This window comes from Sphingobacterium sp. B16(2022) (assembly GCF_012030425.1).
Taxonomy (GTDB): Bacteria; Bacteroidota; Bacteroidia; order Sphingobacteriales; family Sphingobacteriaceae; genus Sphingobacterium; species Sphingobacterium anhuiense.
On the sequence record NZ_JAAUVN010000005.1, the window covers coordinates 255,177 to 272,337 of the forward strand.

A 17,161-nucleotide genomic window follows, 5' to 3' on the forward strand; every position below is an offset into this window, starting at 1 on the left:
AAGGTAGGCAGGTGGTTAGGGGGCAGAAAGGACAGAGGTTTTCGGTCCTAAGTCGGTAGTCGTTGAGTCTTAGTCGATCGGGACATCGACGGGGTAGAATCTACCGGTCGAATTCAACTAAAAAAGTGTCTTTAAATACATTTAAAGGCACTTTTTTGAAAATTATCGTCATATATCCGCCCTGTGGCCGAGCGGTGCAATTGCAATTCACCGGCAGGGCGGGCTGGTGTCGTTCTTGTGTGAGCGAAAACGAGTTTTCAATTACAGGGAGTAACTAATTGCAAAACAAGTTTTTAACGCATTTTAAAAATGAATTTTGTTCTTTTTTCGGTGTTTTATAATCCTTTTTCGATATTAATTCATTGAATTTTTCAATTGCAGCCTTATTTTTATCAAAAATCGGCAAATAGTTTGTAATAGTTTTATTTGCTGAATCAAATAGATTTTCTATAGTTCCTAATACCTCTAGCGCTAATACTATTTTTTGAGCATATTCCGCATTTATTCCTTTAGAAATCACTTCATCGTCTTTTAAAGCAGAGAGGCTTTTTAGAAATTCTTGTATCTTAATTAAGTGTGAATCTTTTGATTCCTTAAACTGATTCGTGATTTCATTGGAATAAATAGCTTGTTTTAATAACGGATCGGATTCTATTTGTGCCTGCGAAACATGAATTGTTGTAAATGGCGGAATTACACCGTGTATGTTTACTGAGGTTTCTTGAGCTATTTCATGATTTATGCGATTTAATTCATTATTGTTTATTCTGTATTGCTCCTCAATCATTTTCAAATAATTATTTAGAGATGTGTAATTCTTAATTACAGAATCGATGGCTACCCAATACTTAGATGCTATTTTAAAATCATCTTCATTATTACTATCTATTAATTGTATAATCTTCACATATCCAAAATTTTTGACAATATCAAAATTAGTAGAATTCATAGTTGTAATTGTTATGGCAGTAAAATCTTTAAAGTTTAATATACTTTTGGTTTTATCTAAGCTTATCTCTGCTTCTTTAATGCTTTCTATTAAAATTGGATTATTGAATTTTATAATTTCCGATAATAACACTTTCTCATTTTCTTTTTCAATATTAATTTCAATTTCCTTTAGCGTATTCTGCTTATTAATACCCCAATAAACTGCTTTAATAGAGAAATAAATTGCAGCAGCAGGAACAACAAAATCTTTTAAAAAACTATAAAATGAAAAAAGAGAATCCTCACCATTCACATAGTAGGTATCAAAAAATAAAAATATATTCATACGGTTAATATTTAAGCACCTAATATAACCAAAAAAGGCAATCTATTTGATTGCCTTTTGTTTTAGTGTATGATAATATTATCAGCCAGCACGGTTGCCAGCTTGATCTTTGAATCGTCGTCGGGTTTGATATCTTCGATGGTGAGGATATCACCTTCAGCGAGCAAACCGGTTGTGCGTCCGTAGATGTAAAGTTTGCGAAGAAATGCCTCTGAGTTTTTCATCTGCAGGAGTTCCGGAAAGGTATAAAATACACCTTCATCGGTTGTTTCCAGCATTTTTTGTTGCTTCAGACGATCGATATCCAGATATAGATCTGTTGTTTGTTTGATCGTGATGGCCTTTGATGTTTTCTTCAGCTTTTTAAGTAGTCCCATGATGTAAATTTAGCAAATGAATTTGATGGAATAGCCCAAATAGCCACCGAAAATATTATACTCAGGATCAATCTGAATACTGGACACATAGATATTTGGAAATATCATGCAATAGGAGCCAGTTCGATTTGAGGTTAAGTACTTTTTTAAACGTAACATTGCATCCAGTGTCGCGCTGTACTGTTCAATTTCTTCCTCATCGGTACCACCTTCTTTTTGACGAACCACTATAAACATCAACATCTCGTTTTTTTCGAGTACAGAATCAGAGTCACCTTCCATATTGTAGGCAGGATATACACCAACGAGTCTTAAACCAGCTTTGTCCTTCAACTTATTTGAGCCCTGCTCATACGTGCTAGCAAGCACATAGCCATCAATTTCTATGACGGGAACTATTTCCGTGCATAGATTTTTAAATTCTTTTACTGTTATCATTTCTTTTGACTTGCTTCTAATTGTCGCTGGTATTCATCCTGTCTTTTCATCAAGAAAAAAAGGATATCATATAAAGGCGTTTCATTTACTCGAGGAGCAGGACCGAATACACCTGATTCGGCGATATCGATCAAGACACCTGTCCAACCGAGATCCAAGCCTTTACGTTTTTTATTGCCGTTCTGATCACCTTCAGGGAATATGCATGAAAAATTAACATCAAGCCCGTTGATCGTTAGATCTTCACTTTTGATCGCGTTGATACAGTTGGTAAACCAAATCATAATACTTCGCATCTTCCAGCGCGGTATCTTTCTGAATAATTTTTCATCTGCAGTATAATCGGTCAATGGGACTCGTTTACCTTTATCCAATGTCCGGTAGATCATTGCAATAAATTCGATTAAACATTCATCAGCCACTATAGGTTCCGAATAATTATCGAAGTAAGCATTCATCAAATTCAATGATTCTTGAAATTCTCCGAAAGTCAGATCCGACAACAGATCTGCAGGTCCTGCAGCTTTTCCAATAATTGGAAAATAATTGACAGTCGAATCAAAGGTTAAGTTGTAATGATCATCTTGAGCCTCAAAGATCCAGTCGCACAATTGCTGTGAAAGCTGATAAATGACCGTATTTACTTTTTTGTTCAGTTTTAAAAGATGTCTGATTTGATAAGACAATCCAAATTTCAAACCTGTAAAATGTTGGAATATCTTAATCCGGAATAAAGCAATCGACATCGTTCCATCGACCACTTTAAAGGCATTTTCTAAGATGAAAAACACATCTGCAGGTTGACATTCACCCCAACAGGAAGGAATTTCTATGCGTTTGTTTTTAGATTCAATCTCGATCGTATGCATTATGTACCTATAAATTTATCTCGAACATCATGATTTGGCAGCAGTTGGTAATCCAATGCTTCAGGCTTAGTCTTATGCCGTTCACGTTTTATTTCGTCCAACATTTCAAAGGCATCCGCTTCCAGTTTTTGACTGAAGTATTTGATCTCATCTGTAAGTGCTGGACGCGAAGCATTGACCGTCTGGCTCGATGATTTCAATGATTTCACGATTCCTTCAGGAAGTACTTTCGCATTTAAGCGACGAACAGCAAGGGCAATAGTCGCCAGAGCCTGAGCACGGCGTGCCAATTCCAACAATATTTTTTGATGATCGGTTAAGTCATCCGGTGTATTTTGGAAAGCCTCTAATAAAGTCGTGTAATCATCTCCAAGTGCTTTTCTTAATTCCAATGTTTGGATTTCGCGCATTAATGGGATAGCCATATAATAGAATCGGGCACTGTTGTCGATTGGGTAATAGCCCCCGAATACCTTTGTCGAGTTAAGGAATAACGCCTTTGCATCTTTCTTTTCCTGACTATCGTTCCACTCTGGGAAATCCGATTTATCCAGGAAACGAATCAGTCGATCGATAGCCCGCTGCGCTTTATTCATATGCGCTTCATCATCCTTATCGAGCATCCATTCCCAGGGCACGGACTCATTTTCTTTGTCGACTTTAATTTTACGTGTTGACTGATCATGCGAAACCAGATTCGTTTGATAAAATCGAAGCGTGGCCATGATCGCGATCGGACGTTTGATGAGCTTGAGCAATTCGATTTCATCGGCAGTCGGATCTGACTTTAATTGAATTTCTTTAGCGAGGTCTATGATATCATCACCTACGATCTGCGCCAATTCTTCCGTTTCATCATCGATATCTTCTTTTACACGATCAAAATCATTGCTCGCATACCAAGATCCGGTTAGGTAGCGAAGTTCTTCAGTATTTTGTATTAACATAGTCTAAACGTTATTAGTAACACGATTTTTAGGGGCCACCTCATCTTCTTTCATGATCACTTTACGCGAAAAGCCCATTTTAATGTGTGCTTTATCAGGCCAATTGATTGCAATAGCTTCATTTATGGCTTGAAAAATGATCTTTTCGGGTTTATTAACTTCAGTGAGAATGTGGAATTTCATGGAATACAATTGTTGCGATCCAGAGCTTAAACCCCCATTGGTTACTAAGTTGGCCAATGAAGGCGCCAAGCCCATACCTGAAGTGGCTGCTGAGTCGGCTTTTTCTGAAATTTTGATCTGAGCTTCGATGAAATCTTTGATGGATTGATCGATTGCTTCAATTTTCCATGAACATAAATTTCCGTCCTGATCATAGAAGTCTACCGTCTGGATGAACTTACCTGTATTCTGTTTTCCCGAAAGTGTTTCGGCGATACGCTGGAACAATTCCGTTTTAACATCCTCTAATCGTTTTAGGATCTGCGCATCGGTTTCATCTTCATATTTCTTTTCAAGTTGCTCGCGTTTATTATCCCAATAAATCTGTGGGCTATGAATATGGAACGCTGCAGTAATACCATTTTCAGTTAGGTATCGGAATATATCGGGAATATCCGAAGCCGTTTCCAACCATGGCAATGTTCCGTAATAACTCGGAATTGAATAAAATGTCCGGGCAAAAGAATATAAATTATGATAGGTCATTGATACGGCATGCTTGAACGGATCCTGTTTTTTCCAAACTGGGTAAGAAGCTATTCCCGACCTGAAACAATTATTTTCAAAATCTCCGACGTAGATCGTATCAACATTTTCTAAACGCTTTTCTGGAGTCTTTGGCCAACCAAGGCGAGCCCAGGAACTTTGGACAGCTTCCAATTTCAGAATCTTGTTTTCCGTATTAATGCCCATTGATCCCAAATCATTGAGCTGATCTGCCGAAAGTTTTTTTGTTCGGTTACGGTAAAATCGCGTGTAAAACCCTTCCATATACATAAATTCGGTCACGATGATATCGATGTATCTGTCAAATGACCAGGATTCCAACCAGGCGTTGATTTCTGCATCAGGTGTTGGCTTTCGGATAATGTTATTCTCCAGATCAACAATTTCGGTATACAGATAAGGACCGTCCCCATACTGCAGACCAATTTTTCTTTTTAAAATACCTGGGCCAATGTTACTTCTGTCCATCACCCTTCTGATCACTTGTGGCATATCGTTATTGTGACCATGAGGAACAATTTCTTTTCCCATCACAATAGCAGGATCTGATTCCCAGCTATTGGTAAATGTTAAGCGAGATGATAAAGAATCGTCATTTTTATAATTACTGGATATCGTATATACACTGCCATCCATGAGGTGAATGGCCTTGGTATCTTTAGTAATTTCTCTTATTTCGGGTTTATTATTGTCCATTTTCAGCAGTTGTGAAGGTTAGTGATTGTCCATTAAATGAATCTAAACAGCAATGCCAGAACCGGCGAGGCTCAAGGGTGTCGAGATTGATATATTCTTCCTGCAGTTCTGCATATTGATTATCATCTACACGCCCTCGTTTCCGTAACCGGGCATTATGTACTTCAATAATTCCTGAAGTCTCACCCCTAGAAATTGAAAAGGAGTAAAACGAAAATGAAAATGTCCGTCCCAGTTTAGAAAGTCGACGCATTTCGGCTATAGCCTCATAAATTGACATAAAAAAGCATCTTTGATTTGATTCAAAGATGCTTCTATCTTAAGAGTAGGTAAAGGACAGGAATATGTACTATCTAATCTTGTGTTGTTAATTGTGATTTTGCTTCTGTTCTCTTTAATTCTAAATCCGTTATTGAATTTTCAATATTTAGCAATGCTTCATCTATAGATTTTACAAAATTCTCTCTTTCGGTATATAAATTTATGGTACTACCATCATCTGTTTTTATATTAGCCGGATCTAATTTATTGTCTACAAGTGATTTTATCCCGTTATCAATTTCAACCAATGTTTGTTCCTTTTGAGATTTTAATTTTGTTAATTCAATTTTTAAGTTTGATTCTATACAATTGAACATGTCATCCGTAGCGATTAGAATTTTTTCCTTTTGAATAGAATCTAAGCTTTGAGCAGTAGCAGCAAGATCTTCAGCTTGGTTTTTATATTCCTCAAATTTTTCTTGATTTGGAATTGAACCCTCATTAGGTATTGGACTTACCAAAGTAAATTCAGGAATATGCATAGAGAATCCTAAAGTCTTTTTCTTAAATTCTGGAATCTTTGTAATAATTGAGGTAGTGTTCATTTTAAATTCGGGTAAATCAAAATACTTTTTTTGATTATATACGACAACCTGTGGGATTTTTGTTTTGAAAAATCCAATTTTTTTGGTTTTCCATCTTATAGTTGTTCCAGGAATGGATATTGTTTTTCTTTTCATTGTTGTTGAAGGAATATCAAATTTCATTTCCTTATTTTTCATTGTAACATCAACTAAGTCAAATGAAAGATCTTTTTTATTAAATTTCACGGTAAATCGGACTTTGTGCCCAGGTAACTCTGGTTCATGATTCTCTTTTTCAATATTCGCTGTTAGTAAGTTCCCCTCTACCTCTAACTTTTTTACTTCAGTTTCAAACTCTTTTTGCAACAGATCTAAAGATTTGCTTTGAGTTTCGCACTGTGCATATAGTTTTTGAGAAACAAATATGCTAACTGCTAGAATACCACATATTAAATGTGTGCTAATTTTAATAATTCTTTTCATAATTATATCGGTTAAAGTAATTGAAATATTTATTTAAATTAATAAAATAAATATTTATAAAAAAATACTCTTTTTGAGATATTTTAAAGTAAGCTAGTATCCTCGATTCTAGTCGATCGGGACTTAACCAAGTTCCTCCATTCACGTCGCATCAGCATATATTTAAAACTATCTGAAGGGTTTGTCGATTCGAGAGGAAGTCGATGAATGGGTAGCGATTCCGAGGTCTTATTTTTCGTGATCATCTTACCACCTGACTTCGTCGGTTTAATTTTCGTTCGCGCGAGTTCCAGTGAAGCTTTAAGTTCTTTACACTGATACATATCAATCAACACTTTAGGTAATCGACGTTCGTTACCAGCAAATAAAGTTTGCATAAATACATACTCTTCTTTCTGATAGATTGTGCCTTGGTTTTTGGACATCAATACCACTTTCCAGCCGGAGCGTTTTTTATTACCCTGATCATCTGTATTGTATTCAATTGCATTTTTAAATTGCGTGGCTTGATCGACACCTGCTGCAGCTTGATTATTTCCAGCACGATCGTAATAACAATGAATTGTTTTTTCTTCTTGAGGGGCAAAGTATCCCTTAAACTCATTTGCCAAATGGGTGATGTGCTTCGGTGACAGCGTGTAAATAAATTTCAATACCCGATATTCATTGTTAGGCTTTGGTTGTCCGATACACATCGACATCATGTTACCGAAATCCAACCCTATTTCAATGATTTTCTTTTTATTCAGGTATAGTAATTCCCGGCAGTCCGCAGTATCCTTTATACCAAAGCGATCGTGCCAACGTGGATCAAGTCCATCTTTATAAAAATTGACTTCCGTGATATTCGGATAAAAGCGATCTCCCGAATCTAGACTCGGTTTAAGTGACAATATCGCGGTGTCAACGTCACCCAGATCAGACTCAACGGCATCTGTAAACCACTCATTCGACAATATATCAATATTGACCAGGGAAGATGCAATGAAAAATAAAGTATGTCCGTCTTTCAGTGATCGTGCAACTCGCCAACGTTCTTTCCAACGCTCTTCAGTGCGCAACTTTTTAGCTGTTTCTTCCAGATCATTTCTTTGCTGATAATAGACTCTTTCTTGAATTGCCTCATTCAATACAAAAGCAGTCTTTAAAATGCGCAGGATACCTGATTTTCGCATTTTATTAACTTGTTTCAGAATCCAGTCATGTTCACCAATATTCGCAGGGTTGGGCATATCCGTTGTGAAGGTATGACCTCGATAAAAAACAGATTTACCATACTTCACCATGTAGCCACGAACAGACTTCAGTAAGTTGGCAATCTTATGTTCCGGAAAGTATTTAACCTCATCACCAAAAGCATGTACATATGATCTACCGGCTAATGAAGCAGGACGATCCAATGAACCAAAGGTGACATTCAACCCGGTATACCAGATCATTGTATGCTTGTACGAAACGATCTTGTTATATGGCTTCCAAAAATGTTCCTTAAGTGCTGCAGGTAGATCCTCTTTTTCAGCTTCAGAAAACACAGGTGGAGCTTTTCCTATTACATAATGTATTCCTTCTTTATACCCTTTTCTTTCTAAGCCTTCCAGAACGGAGGGTAATACGTTTTTCTGTAAATTGGAATAGGTATCCGACACCCAAACCACAGGAGCCCCAGGCATATCCTCCGCAATTGCTATTAATCGTTCAACGAGGATATCCGTTGTTTTTGCAGATCCACGACCAAGTACCAGGTATAAATATTTTGGCAGAACCATCAGAGCCATCTGCGCCAACCAGTTCATAAATGCTACTGCAGTATCGACTGTCTTTTTAATTTTCGGTCTCCAAGCCATGTTTATTTTTTATATTCTTCTTCGATGACATCAAACTTTGATGATAAGTTGATCGGTTCGATCATTGCGTCTTGACGTAGACTTGATTTCACAGATTCAGGTTGATCTAGGGAATCAATCTCTGCAGCTAGTTCATTACGATTAATATTTGGTAAGCCGACTAATTCTGTATTTAAGCTAAACACCCTTACAGACGGCATGTAAAGTTCTTTAGGCAACTTATTTACGTCAGGTTTGTCTAGTTCCAGCAATACAGAAGCTTGTTTGGTCAAGTTTCCAAAAACCTCCCAATCTTTAGATGTCTCCGCATTTGACATGACTACATTGGCGGCCATTTCCAAACGATCGGCAAATTTATGGCGCAAAGCTTTTTTGTTTATATTTCGATCAGCATAAAAAAGATTAACCGCTTCATCGTACATTTCGGATGCGCGCTGGTGTTTTAGTTTGAAATGCTTTACAAAGAAATCGACAGTTGCACGACGACCGTAAATCGAATCCATATCTCGGATGAAAATCAAAGAATCGATGTACAGCTGTTCTTCGACGGAAATATCTTTGATCGATTTTCCATCCTGTATATAATCGTTCAGGCGTTCTAAAATGCGCTGGTGTTCGAAGGTCCCGAAAATATCCATCTTCGATATTTTGAAAGCTCGGGATCGTTTGATCTCGTGAATCTGCTTTTGTGCCGGAACATCGCCATTAGCGGCAACGTTATAGAGTGCTAATCGTTCGTCGACATCCTGCTTGAGCTTTCCAGCCTCGAGGCGTTCTGCGAGCATCGAATTTTTATCTGCAGCAATTTGTTTGAAGATGATTTTATCGATACCAAAATAGGTCGCAATCTTTTCATTGGAGTAACCAAGAGCCGATAAGGTTTCTAGTTTATCCCAATCTTCGTCATCGAAAGGTAGAGTAGGGTGCTTTATGGGTTTGTTGTTGGCCATAAAACAAAAATGCCGCTAAGTTAGCGGCATGGAAAGGACGGTTAGTTATTCTTATAGTAGACCTTTAACATGGTCTGCAATGTCGGATATTTGTTCCGGCGCATAACTAAGCATCGCAAAAAATGAGCCTTTGAAGGCCATATCCATAACTTTACCAGCCAGTTGCTGCTCAACGAATTCTTTACCAAATATCTTTCCTTTTTCGGCTTGAGCTTTCAATTGTTCTCTTATTTGATCAACGGAATCATAAATGATTTCATTCGCGATATCAGATTTTTGTTGGAAGGAAAAAAGAGATTCTGCTATTTTATCAATTTTAGATAATAGGTCTTCAAACTCTTCTTTAGTATATACTTCTTTTTTTAGGTTGGCGCCAATATTATGTAACCGAAGCTTTAATCGATCTGTTAGTTCCACTATTCCTTCATCAATGAAATATTTATCAATATCTACATACTCTTCAGAGTTATTAATTTTTAACTTTAAATTATCAAGATATTCAATAGTTTTAAGTGCAATATACTCTAAATGAGACTCATCTTTGAAGTCTTGTAAAAAAGTATTTAGTGCTTTATCAACCGGCTCCTTTCTCGTAGCAGGTCCTATCAAAGAATGAATCAAACGACTTTCTTCAAATTTATCATTAAAAAAAATCTTACATTGCCTGTCTAAAATATCATTAAATGCCATATGAATTAGTTTTTTCAATGATACAAAATTCTACTCCAATAACCTATTAACCTCTGCTAATTGCATCTGTAATTCTTTTATTTTCTCTTCTCGTTGTGGGAACAGATCCGATCGCTTATCTTTTTTGATCAGGGAGGTATTCCTCCAGATCGCGTGCTCGATATTCTTTTTCTTTTTAAAGAGATCTATGCTTTTAAGATTACGTAATTCTCTGATGCGCTGGAATTGTCCGAATATCTTATGATCACCCAATACTTTTCTATTGTCTTTATAATACTTCAGCTCTTTGTAGATCTTATGGTTGTCGATAAAGTTGTTAACCAGGGAACTTAACTTACTTAGCAATTCTTTATGATCATTGTATTCGCTCAATGAGTCATAGGCCTGAATGCAATTGCGATAAGCGGTGATCTTGTCGGATATCAACAACTTGAGTTCCGGCGGACAGTCATGATCAGCGAGGAATGGCCACTGGGTACGGAGCTGATACTGTTGTGCTTTATTAACCTGGTGCGACTGCAGATTGGTCGGTTCATTTTTTAATTGTACCGAATGAGGTATCTGGAAATCATAAGGCATTTGTGCTTTAGCAAACAAGGTTACTTTTATGATCTGCAGATGTCGTTCCGGGTGTTTCGATACCATCTTTGCGACAGCAGGTTTAGGATCCGTGTAATCCATAAAAAGACGTAAGCCGACCGTGGGGTCGGCTCCGCCTAATAACCAATTATGAATAAGAGATGAAAGCATTTTATTTTTTTATTGATTCACCGATATGTTTTAAAGCTTCAGTACCGACAATCCATTCATATTCAATTTCTGCATCGAAGCATGGGCACGTTTTTTCCCATTCATTTTTTGAGATCTTACCGTCATGGTTGAGATCTCTAGAAAAATCACGATGTCCCAATATTCGAATAGCGGCAAGTTCTTCAGGCGTATGATGTTTAGCGCACCATTTCAAAGCCTTATTGATACTGTCTAATAATTCATCTTTCTGAAAGTCTGTACGGGTATCAGTGCCTTTACTGTCACCACCTTTATAACAGATGTTTATAATCTTACTATTAAAACCTTTTACGCCATTGGAAGGATTTTCAAATGATACTAATTGTTCTGTTTTATCTTCCCCGATCAATCTATGATATCCATCTGTCTTCCAACCAAGCCCGCGCCAATATGCTTGAATCGCTTTCGTTGTTTGCTTCAATGGTCCAGCAGTACAATGAATGACAATGAACTTAATCTTTCTCATATCTGGAGGGATTAGCAAATAGCGATTTAACCACAGGTTCAACAGATACCCAGCCTTTAGCATTGCAATTGACGAACTTACGTTCGGCGAAAACTTTTTGGACCAAGGCTAACTCAGCGTTGTCGCGATATAATGAAGCCAGGATCGGATCATTACTCGCACCGGTGATTTGGATCGGACGGGCATTGGGGAATTGATCATTAAAATACAATGATGTCAATAGCAAACCTTTTTCAGTTGCGCCATACTTTTCGATTACTTCAGCTAAGACTTCCGCATTCAGTAACATGGGTGTATGTGTACCGTATGATTTTGTCGTTTTCTTTTCAGCTTCCAACGCTCGTTTTGTCAAAAGCGCATTTTTACAATAAAGCGATGCACCTTTTCCGTGATCCTCAAGATCACCGAATGCTTTTAGCGATTGGATATCCGCTAAGGTTGTATGTCCGGCTAAGAAGATATCATCATTACTCAAGATAAATTCACCCTCGATTTCACCGGCAGCGATTAATGCCAGGATCTTGTGCGTAACATCTGCCTGAGGGTTGCGAATCTCAGCAGGTGCTGCGCAATTGCAGTCCTCTAAAATTAAAACAGGATCCATCGGGATATGGTTGATTTCCGGTGAAAACCAATCTTCACGATCACCGACTACGATAACATGATGCTTGTTTGCGAAATGATCTGCCCAGGAGCGCAAAGCGTATCGCAATTCATCACCTGCAGCTTCAGATCTTAAATAAGGAATTAAGATTGCAATACCTTTATTTTCCGATTTATTCTCGGCATTATCTGATGATCCATTTTCAGTAGTTGCAATAATTACTGGAGGTTTGCCAGATCTAGCAGGATCAGCATCGCCTTGGTCTACCTTAGATTGCGTTAACGACTCAATATATTCTCCGAATTTTGCGCCTAATCTCAAGGTTTTATCTTCTAGTTTTACCAATAACTCTTTTTTGACTAATGAGTTGATAACAGCATGAACTGATGCAATCGATAATTCTGTTCTATTAGCAATACTTGATGCCTCGACATTAGCACTTTGTACTTCTTGTAATACAGCTGATTCTTTTTCTGATAAATTCATAATTTATTTATTGAAAGTGCCGAATCTTTGAGGTTCGGCACTTATTTAATTATTCGGTTGATTATACGCCTCCGCCTGCAGATCCTGCAGAACCCGAAGCATCGTTCCATTCTTCGTTTGGAATAGCAGCTCCTTTGTAGAAGCCTACGCGTTTGCGCGAGTGAAGTCTTTGCGCAAATGTGACAACAGTTTTTGCTCCAGTACTATTATCCTGTCCTGCTGGAGATAAGTAAACGGGATTACAGCTCCATCCCACAACGCGAGATCCATCTCCTGAACATTCATCTGCTAAGACCAGGAATGGTTCTCCTAAATAATTTTGAAAAAATAATTCGGTATCCACATTTACACCCGGGTGTTCAAATACTATAGTTTGTTTTACACCTTCACCGTCCGGATCACCCTCAGGCGGATTAGAGATGTCAATGGTTGAAGCTGTCACTTCTATTGCTATGGCTTTCGCCCCAACTTTTAATTTGATATCCCCAGTTACGACAATATCTTTATCCGTACGAGCCGGAAATGTTTCAATATCATCATAATGTACGAGCTGAATTACTCCAGATTTTGGCTTTGGTGCTCCTGAAGATTTGCGGAGTGATACTTTCTTTGCCATATTTTTATGTATAAAAGAGTTTTAAATTTTGTGAATAAGGGGCCGAAGCCCCTAGGTTGGTTTTAGGTTGATTACATACCACCTGCTCCAGATCCAGAACCGGCATCTACAGCAGGAGTTGTTCCGTCAGGGAATTCGTCATCCGGTTTTAATCCATCTTGAGGATCATAGCCATCTGGAACATAAGCAAATAATGCTTCAGCTATTGCAAATCCGGCACCTAACCAAAATTCTCCTACTACATCAAGTTGATAATGACCTTCAACAATTTTGTTAATAATGTTTGGCGCTTCATTAATATGACGAAGTTTAACCATGTTGCCCGGAACTGTCGCAAAAATGATAGGGGAATTACCCATTCCATCTAGGTGAATAATTTCCATTTCAACATAATCCACTTCAGCATTTGGATTCATTCCGCCTACCTGCTTTTGTCCTCCACCATAAACCGATTCATAAGCACGTTGGTAACGTTTCTTTACAAACTTAGACGCCGAAATTGTTTTGATTTTCAATTTATCATCAACGAAATCAGCAAAATTTTCGACGAACTTGACAACTTGGGCATCGGTAGCAGTTACCCAGTTGATTGTCTGTGGAAAGAAATTAACTTTAGTATTTGCCTTCGCTTTTTCTTTGATCAAAAAGGTCTCAATACCATCCATCGATTCTTCAGCAGGTGTCGCTTCGTCATCTGTAGATTCAACATATTTCCCTTTGAAAATCATACGTAACTCGATGTCATCCAAAATTTGAGGGAGGATCATCACATTGATGATGTATTTTGTGATCGGCATCTGACTTGGTGACAATGATTCATCATATAAATGAAACATGTAACTATCAACAACATCTGAAGGGATGATTTCTACGTTGATCTTGTGTCTAAAGTTTGGAATTTTAAGCGGTGTAAACTTAGTTTTTCCTTTCGGTGTCCACTTTGGTTTGAATTGTTGTACGACAGAATTAATCATCGATTGAACAGCACGGTATTCTGTGGTTGCTGGTACAGTTCTAAAATGTTTACTCGATGTAAAACCATTGAAAATCTGCTTGATGATGTCTAAGTTGTTCACACCTTGAGAAAGGTATGTCCCAAATTCTTGACGCAAGTCTGCAACATCAATAGATCCTTTACCTGAAGGAGCAACTCCAGTAAGGCTATAGGTCATTGCTCTAGCATAATGCGTTGCTACTGTATTAACTTTCATTGGCTTAGATGCTTGTTGACCTAATCCCTCCAAATTCTCTGAATTTGGCAGATTTTCAGGTGTGTCTAATAGGGTTGCAATTGTTTGGCGATTGGCAGCACTCTCTGCTTTTAATCGATTGTTTTCAGCTTGCACTGCTTGAAGTTGAGCTGCTATATCTGCAGTAGCCTCTTCTGCTTGTGGAGTGAAAAAAGCTTTCATAGCTGCATGGATACCGGTTGCATGATCTTCAGGATTCTCCGCCGATAATCCAGCTTTGAATTTCGCCAAAGGATCTTCACCGAAAACCGTCTTCAGGGTTTCTTCCTGATCAGCGGTCAACTTATTATCAGCTAAAGTTGTGATACCTAAAGCTGAAAAAAAGATTGTTTTGATTTGTGAAAATTTCATTATGAAATTGGGTTTAGGTTGAATATTCTATGATTTGCCCCAAGCCTGCGCTTGGACATATTGAATTGCGGTTGAGAGAGGTCCGATCCGATCAGCAAGTCCAAGCTTAATGGATTGCTCAGCATCGAATGTTGATCCAGTCAGTACACCTTCAGCATCTGCTTGTAAACTTGGTCGTCCTGCTTTTACTCCAGCGTGGAATTTATGGGCTAATGGATTGAGCATTTCTTTCCTAATCAGGTCGTATTCACCTTTGAGGAATTCTTGGAAAGGTTTGTTTTTGTCCGGTGATTCGTCGGCATATACTTCATGGTATTTGGCCCCTTCTTTTTCGTAGTATGGAACTGGATCTAAGTAAGAGATCATGACACCTATAGATCCGGTACCTGACGTGATATCGTTATTTAGGAAAATTTTATCGGTAGCAGCAGCGGTCCAGTACCCAGCTGAATAAGCAGAGTCGATATGAGCTACTATAGGTTTGTTTTGTCCACGAACAAAATTGATCATTTCCAATAATGGAGGTACAGCGTTGCAAGCACCACCGCCTGTGTCGATGTCTAAAACAATGCCTGCGACATTTTCTTTTGATGCGAAGTATTTGCCATAGTGAGCAATCTCATCCATCCCATATGAGCACATGGTGCCATATTTCATCATCATGCCCTTAACTGGGAGCACAACGACACGTTTTTCTTCTGTCTCGACGTCGACTTGTACTTCTTCATCAGATCCAGCAGAAAATGCTCGGATATCTATTGATTCTAATTTTTGAATGTTATCTGCAAAGAGTGCCGATGAACCGACGATGCCTTTTGCTTGCATCATCAGACCATTGATCATGTCGGGTGCGACCATAAAATGGCCCTTGCAGATAGTGGAAAGTAAATGATATTGCCAATTGGCGGTGATTATCCTTTGCATACAATATTGTTTGATGCAAAGGTGTTGAAGGTGGGTAGGCTGAGAAAGGACGTTTCCCGGGGTGCTATGAAAGTATAAAAGGGGTTTTTAAACTCCTTTTATACTGTATATTTTAATGGTGGATTTATTCCGGTATAGGAAATTGAAAGTGTCGAAAGGTACAATGTGCTGCTTTGATTTAGGTCGACAGGGATATCGGGGGCCCCTATGATCAGCGAGCTGCCATCGCAAAGGTTCACCTTAATAATGACCAGTTCTTTAAAATTAACTTCTTCCGTGAGTCGAGCAGAAATATTGACGGTGTAAAGCTTTCCGGCCTTATCGTTTTTGTCAGATGTAGTCATATCCCCAGATGCGACATATATAGGAAATAAGATCCACGGTAGATAAGGTTGTACCTGAACAGTATCTTTTTTTTGAAACCAACTGACAATCTGATCAGCAGGTGCATATTGGATAGATTCGATTATTTTCATTATAGCACAGATTGATATTCTTGTATTGTTTTTTGAATGGCAGCATTTTGCAGACGAATACGTCTTGAGAATCGCTCATAAAGTTTATTGATCTGTTTCGTTTCTGATCTATACTGTCGTTTCTTCAGTTGCTCAGGGTCTCCGATCTTGGATACAAGCTTACGCGTTAGGATGAAAGTTTGGATCACTTCCTTTTGTTGGATACGCATGGCAATACCGTTATAATAGAATTGAATCCAGTCATTTTCAAACGTAGCACTCAGGTAATCTTCTATTTTCTGCTGATCATCTGGGGTGATGTAGCAGAACTGTCTGAATAATCCAGGCATGGCACTGGTTTTCGGTAATTTAAAATACACGACTTTAGAATCGATTACTTTTTGCTCAGCTGGGTAATCCGAATAGCGGACCATCGAGCAAATGAACTTACCAACTTTGGTATCTCTGAATACTGAAAATGACTCATTTTCGAACGCAAAGAGAAAATGTAGGTAGTCGCGTAGGACATCTTTCTTAATGTGACAAAAAACATTCATAAATACTTCGGAAATGGTTTATTCAAAGGTACTCATTTTTCCGCTCGAATCGGAAGTTAATGTTCTGATAATATGATAGTTTATGGTGTTTAATTTGAACAGATAATTCCGCTAAAATTTTCAATTTTTGAAAACACCGTCTTCCGCTCGAATCGGAATATTTTGGGCAAAATAATTATAGTCTTACATAGCTGATTGCGGTACTGTGATCACGTTGTTCTAAGACTAGCTGAATGGCTGGGGGCTGGTAAGGTGGTGTTTTTTTTGTAACAGTTGTAACAAATGTTATTTAATTGATAATAAGCATGTTATATTTTATGTTATTTGTAACAGCTTACTTTTTCTGTTTGTAACAGTTTGTAACAGTTATTACTGTTACAATTTTTTTTTTTTAAATTTTCAAAAGTTACAATTAATTGTAACAGTTAAACTTCTTTATTTTCAGCTCAATATCTTATAGAATTATCCTTTGTTACAAAGTTACAAAGATTTAAAGGTTAAAGGAGAGTAAGGGATAAA

General features: G+C 37.8%; 19 protein-coding genes. All 19 read right to left on the reverse strand.

Annotated elements, in window-relative coordinates:
• Positions 1-274: 274 nt before the first annotated feature.
• The gene (locus HCX49_RS21755) at positions 275-1,276 is read right to left on the reverse strand and encodes a hypothetical protein (RefSeq protein ID WP_168128124.1); all 1,002 of its coding nucleotides are present in this window, start codon (positions 1,274-1,276) and stop codon (positions 275-277) included.
• Between the two features lie 62 nt (positions 1,277-1,338).
• Complete coding sequence (locus HCX49_RS21760; protein ID WP_168128125.1) at positions 1,339-1,653, reverse strand: hypothetical protein; 315 nt, start codon at positions 1,651-1,653, stop codon at positions 1,339-1,341.
• Positions 1,654-1,662: 9 nt separating this feature from the next.
• Positions 1,663-2,091, reverse strand: a complete 429-nt coding sequence (locus tag HCX49_RS21765; RefSeq protein WP_168128126.1) for a hypothetical protein — start codon at positions 2,089-2,091, stop codon at positions 1,663-1,665.
• Positions 2,088-2,960: a hypothetical protein gene (locus tag HCX49_RS21770; RefSeq protein WP_168128127.1), complete on the reverse strand. Its 873-nt coding sequence runs from the start codon at positions 2,958-2,960 to the stop codon at positions 2,088-2,090. Before HCX49_RS21770 ends, HCX49_RS21765 begins: the two co-directional genes overlap by 4 nt.
• Positions 2,960-3,907: a DUF6712 family protein gene (locus HCX49_RS21775; RefSeq protein ID WP_168128128.1), complete on the reverse strand. Its 948-nt coding sequence runs from the start codon at positions 3,905-3,907 to the stop codon at positions 2,960-2,962. The genes HCX49_RS21770 and HCX49_RS21775 overlap by 1 nt, the downstream gene beginning before the upstream one ends.
• Before the next feature lie 3 nt (positions 3,908-3,910).
• The gene (locus tag HCX49_RS21780) at positions 3,911-5,332 is read right to left on the reverse strand and encodes a hypothetical protein (protein WP_168128129.1); all 1,422 of its coding nucleotides are present in this window, start codon (positions 5,330-5,332) and stop codon (positions 3,911-3,913) included.
• Complete coding sequence (locus tag HCX49_RS21785) at positions 5,322-5,612, reverse strand: hypothetical protein (protein ID WP_168128130.1); 291 nt, start codon at positions 5,610-5,612, stop codon at positions 5,322-5,324. Before HCX49_RS21785 ends, HCX49_RS21780 begins: the two co-directional genes overlap by 11 nt.
• 73 nt (positions 5,613-5,685) lie before the next feature.
• Complete coding sequence (locus HCX49_RS21790; RefSeq protein ID WP_168128131.1) at positions 5,686-6,660, reverse strand: hypothetical protein; 975 nt, start codon at positions 6,658-6,660, stop codon at positions 5,686-5,688.
• A gap of 83 nt (positions 6,661-6,743) precedes the next feature.
• Positions 6,744-8,504 (reverse strand): hypothetical protein, encoded by a 1,761-nt coding sequence (locus HCX49_RS21795; RefSeq protein ID WP_168128132.1) that lies wholly within the window; start codon positions 8,502-8,504, stop codon positions 6,744-6,746.
• 2 nt (positions 8,505-8,506) lie between these two features.
• Positions 8,507-9,454, reverse strand: a complete 948-nt coding sequence (locus HCX49_RS21800; RefSeq protein WP_168128133.1) for a hypothetical protein — start codon at positions 9,452-9,454, stop codon at positions 8,507-8,509.
• A 51-nt stretch (positions 9,455-9,505) separates the two neighbouring features.
• Positions 9,506-10,144, reverse strand: a complete 639-nt coding sequence (locus HCX49_RS21805; RefSeq protein WP_168128134.1) for a hypothetical protein — start codon at positions 10,142-10,144, stop codon at positions 9,506-9,508.
• A gap of 30 nt (positions 10,145-10,174) precedes the next feature.
• Entirely contained in the window at positions 10,175-10,894 is a 720-nt protein-coding gene (locus HCX49_RS21810) for a hypothetical protein (RefSeq protein ID WP_168128135.1), read from the reverse strand.
• Position 10,895: 1 nt separating this feature from the next.
• Positions 10,896-11,399: an N-acetylmuramoyl-L-alanine amidase gene (locus HCX49_RS21815; protein ID WP_168128136.1), complete on the reverse strand. Its 504-nt coding sequence runs from the start codon at positions 11,397-11,399 to the stop codon at positions 10,896-10,898.
• A complete protein-coding gene (locus HCX49_RS21820) occupies positions 11,386-12,489 on the reverse strand; it encodes a hypothetical protein (protein ID WP_168128137.1) in 1,104 nt (367 codons plus the stop codon). The genes HCX49_RS21815 and HCX49_RS21820 overlap by 14 nt, the downstream gene beginning before the upstream one ends.
• Positions 12,490-12,550: 61 nt before the next feature.
• A complete protein-coding gene (locus HCX49_RS21825; protein WP_168128138.1) occupies positions 12,551-13,105 on the reverse strand; it encodes a hypothetical protein in 555 nt (184 codons plus the stop codon).
• A gap of 71 nt (positions 13,106-13,176) precedes the next feature.
• Positions 13,177-14,706, reverse strand: coding sequence for a hypothetical protein (locus HCX49_RS21830; protein ID WP_168128139.1), 1,530 nt, complete (start codon positions 14,704-14,706; stop codon positions 13,177-13,179).
• Positions 14,707-14,733: 27 nt separating this feature from the next.
• Positions 14,734-15,630: a S49 family peptidase gene (locus tag HCX49_RS21835; protein WP_168128140.1), complete on the reverse strand. Its 897-nt coding sequence runs from the start codon at positions 15,628-15,630 to the stop codon at positions 14,734-14,736.
• Positions 15,631-15,728: 98 nt separating this feature from the next.
• Complete coding sequence (locus HCX49_RS21840) at positions 15,729-16,106, reverse strand: hypothetical protein (RefSeq protein ID WP_168128141.1); 378 nt, start codon at positions 16,104-16,106, stop codon at positions 15,729-15,731.
• Positions 16,106-16,642: a hypothetical protein gene (locus HCX49_RS21845; RefSeq protein WP_168128142.1), complete on the reverse strand. Its 537-nt coding sequence runs from the start codon at positions 16,640-16,642 to the stop codon at positions 16,106-16,108. The genes HCX49_RS21840 and HCX49_RS21845 overlap by 1 nt, the downstream gene beginning before the upstream one ends.
• Positions 16,643-17,161: the final 519 nt, after the last annotated feature.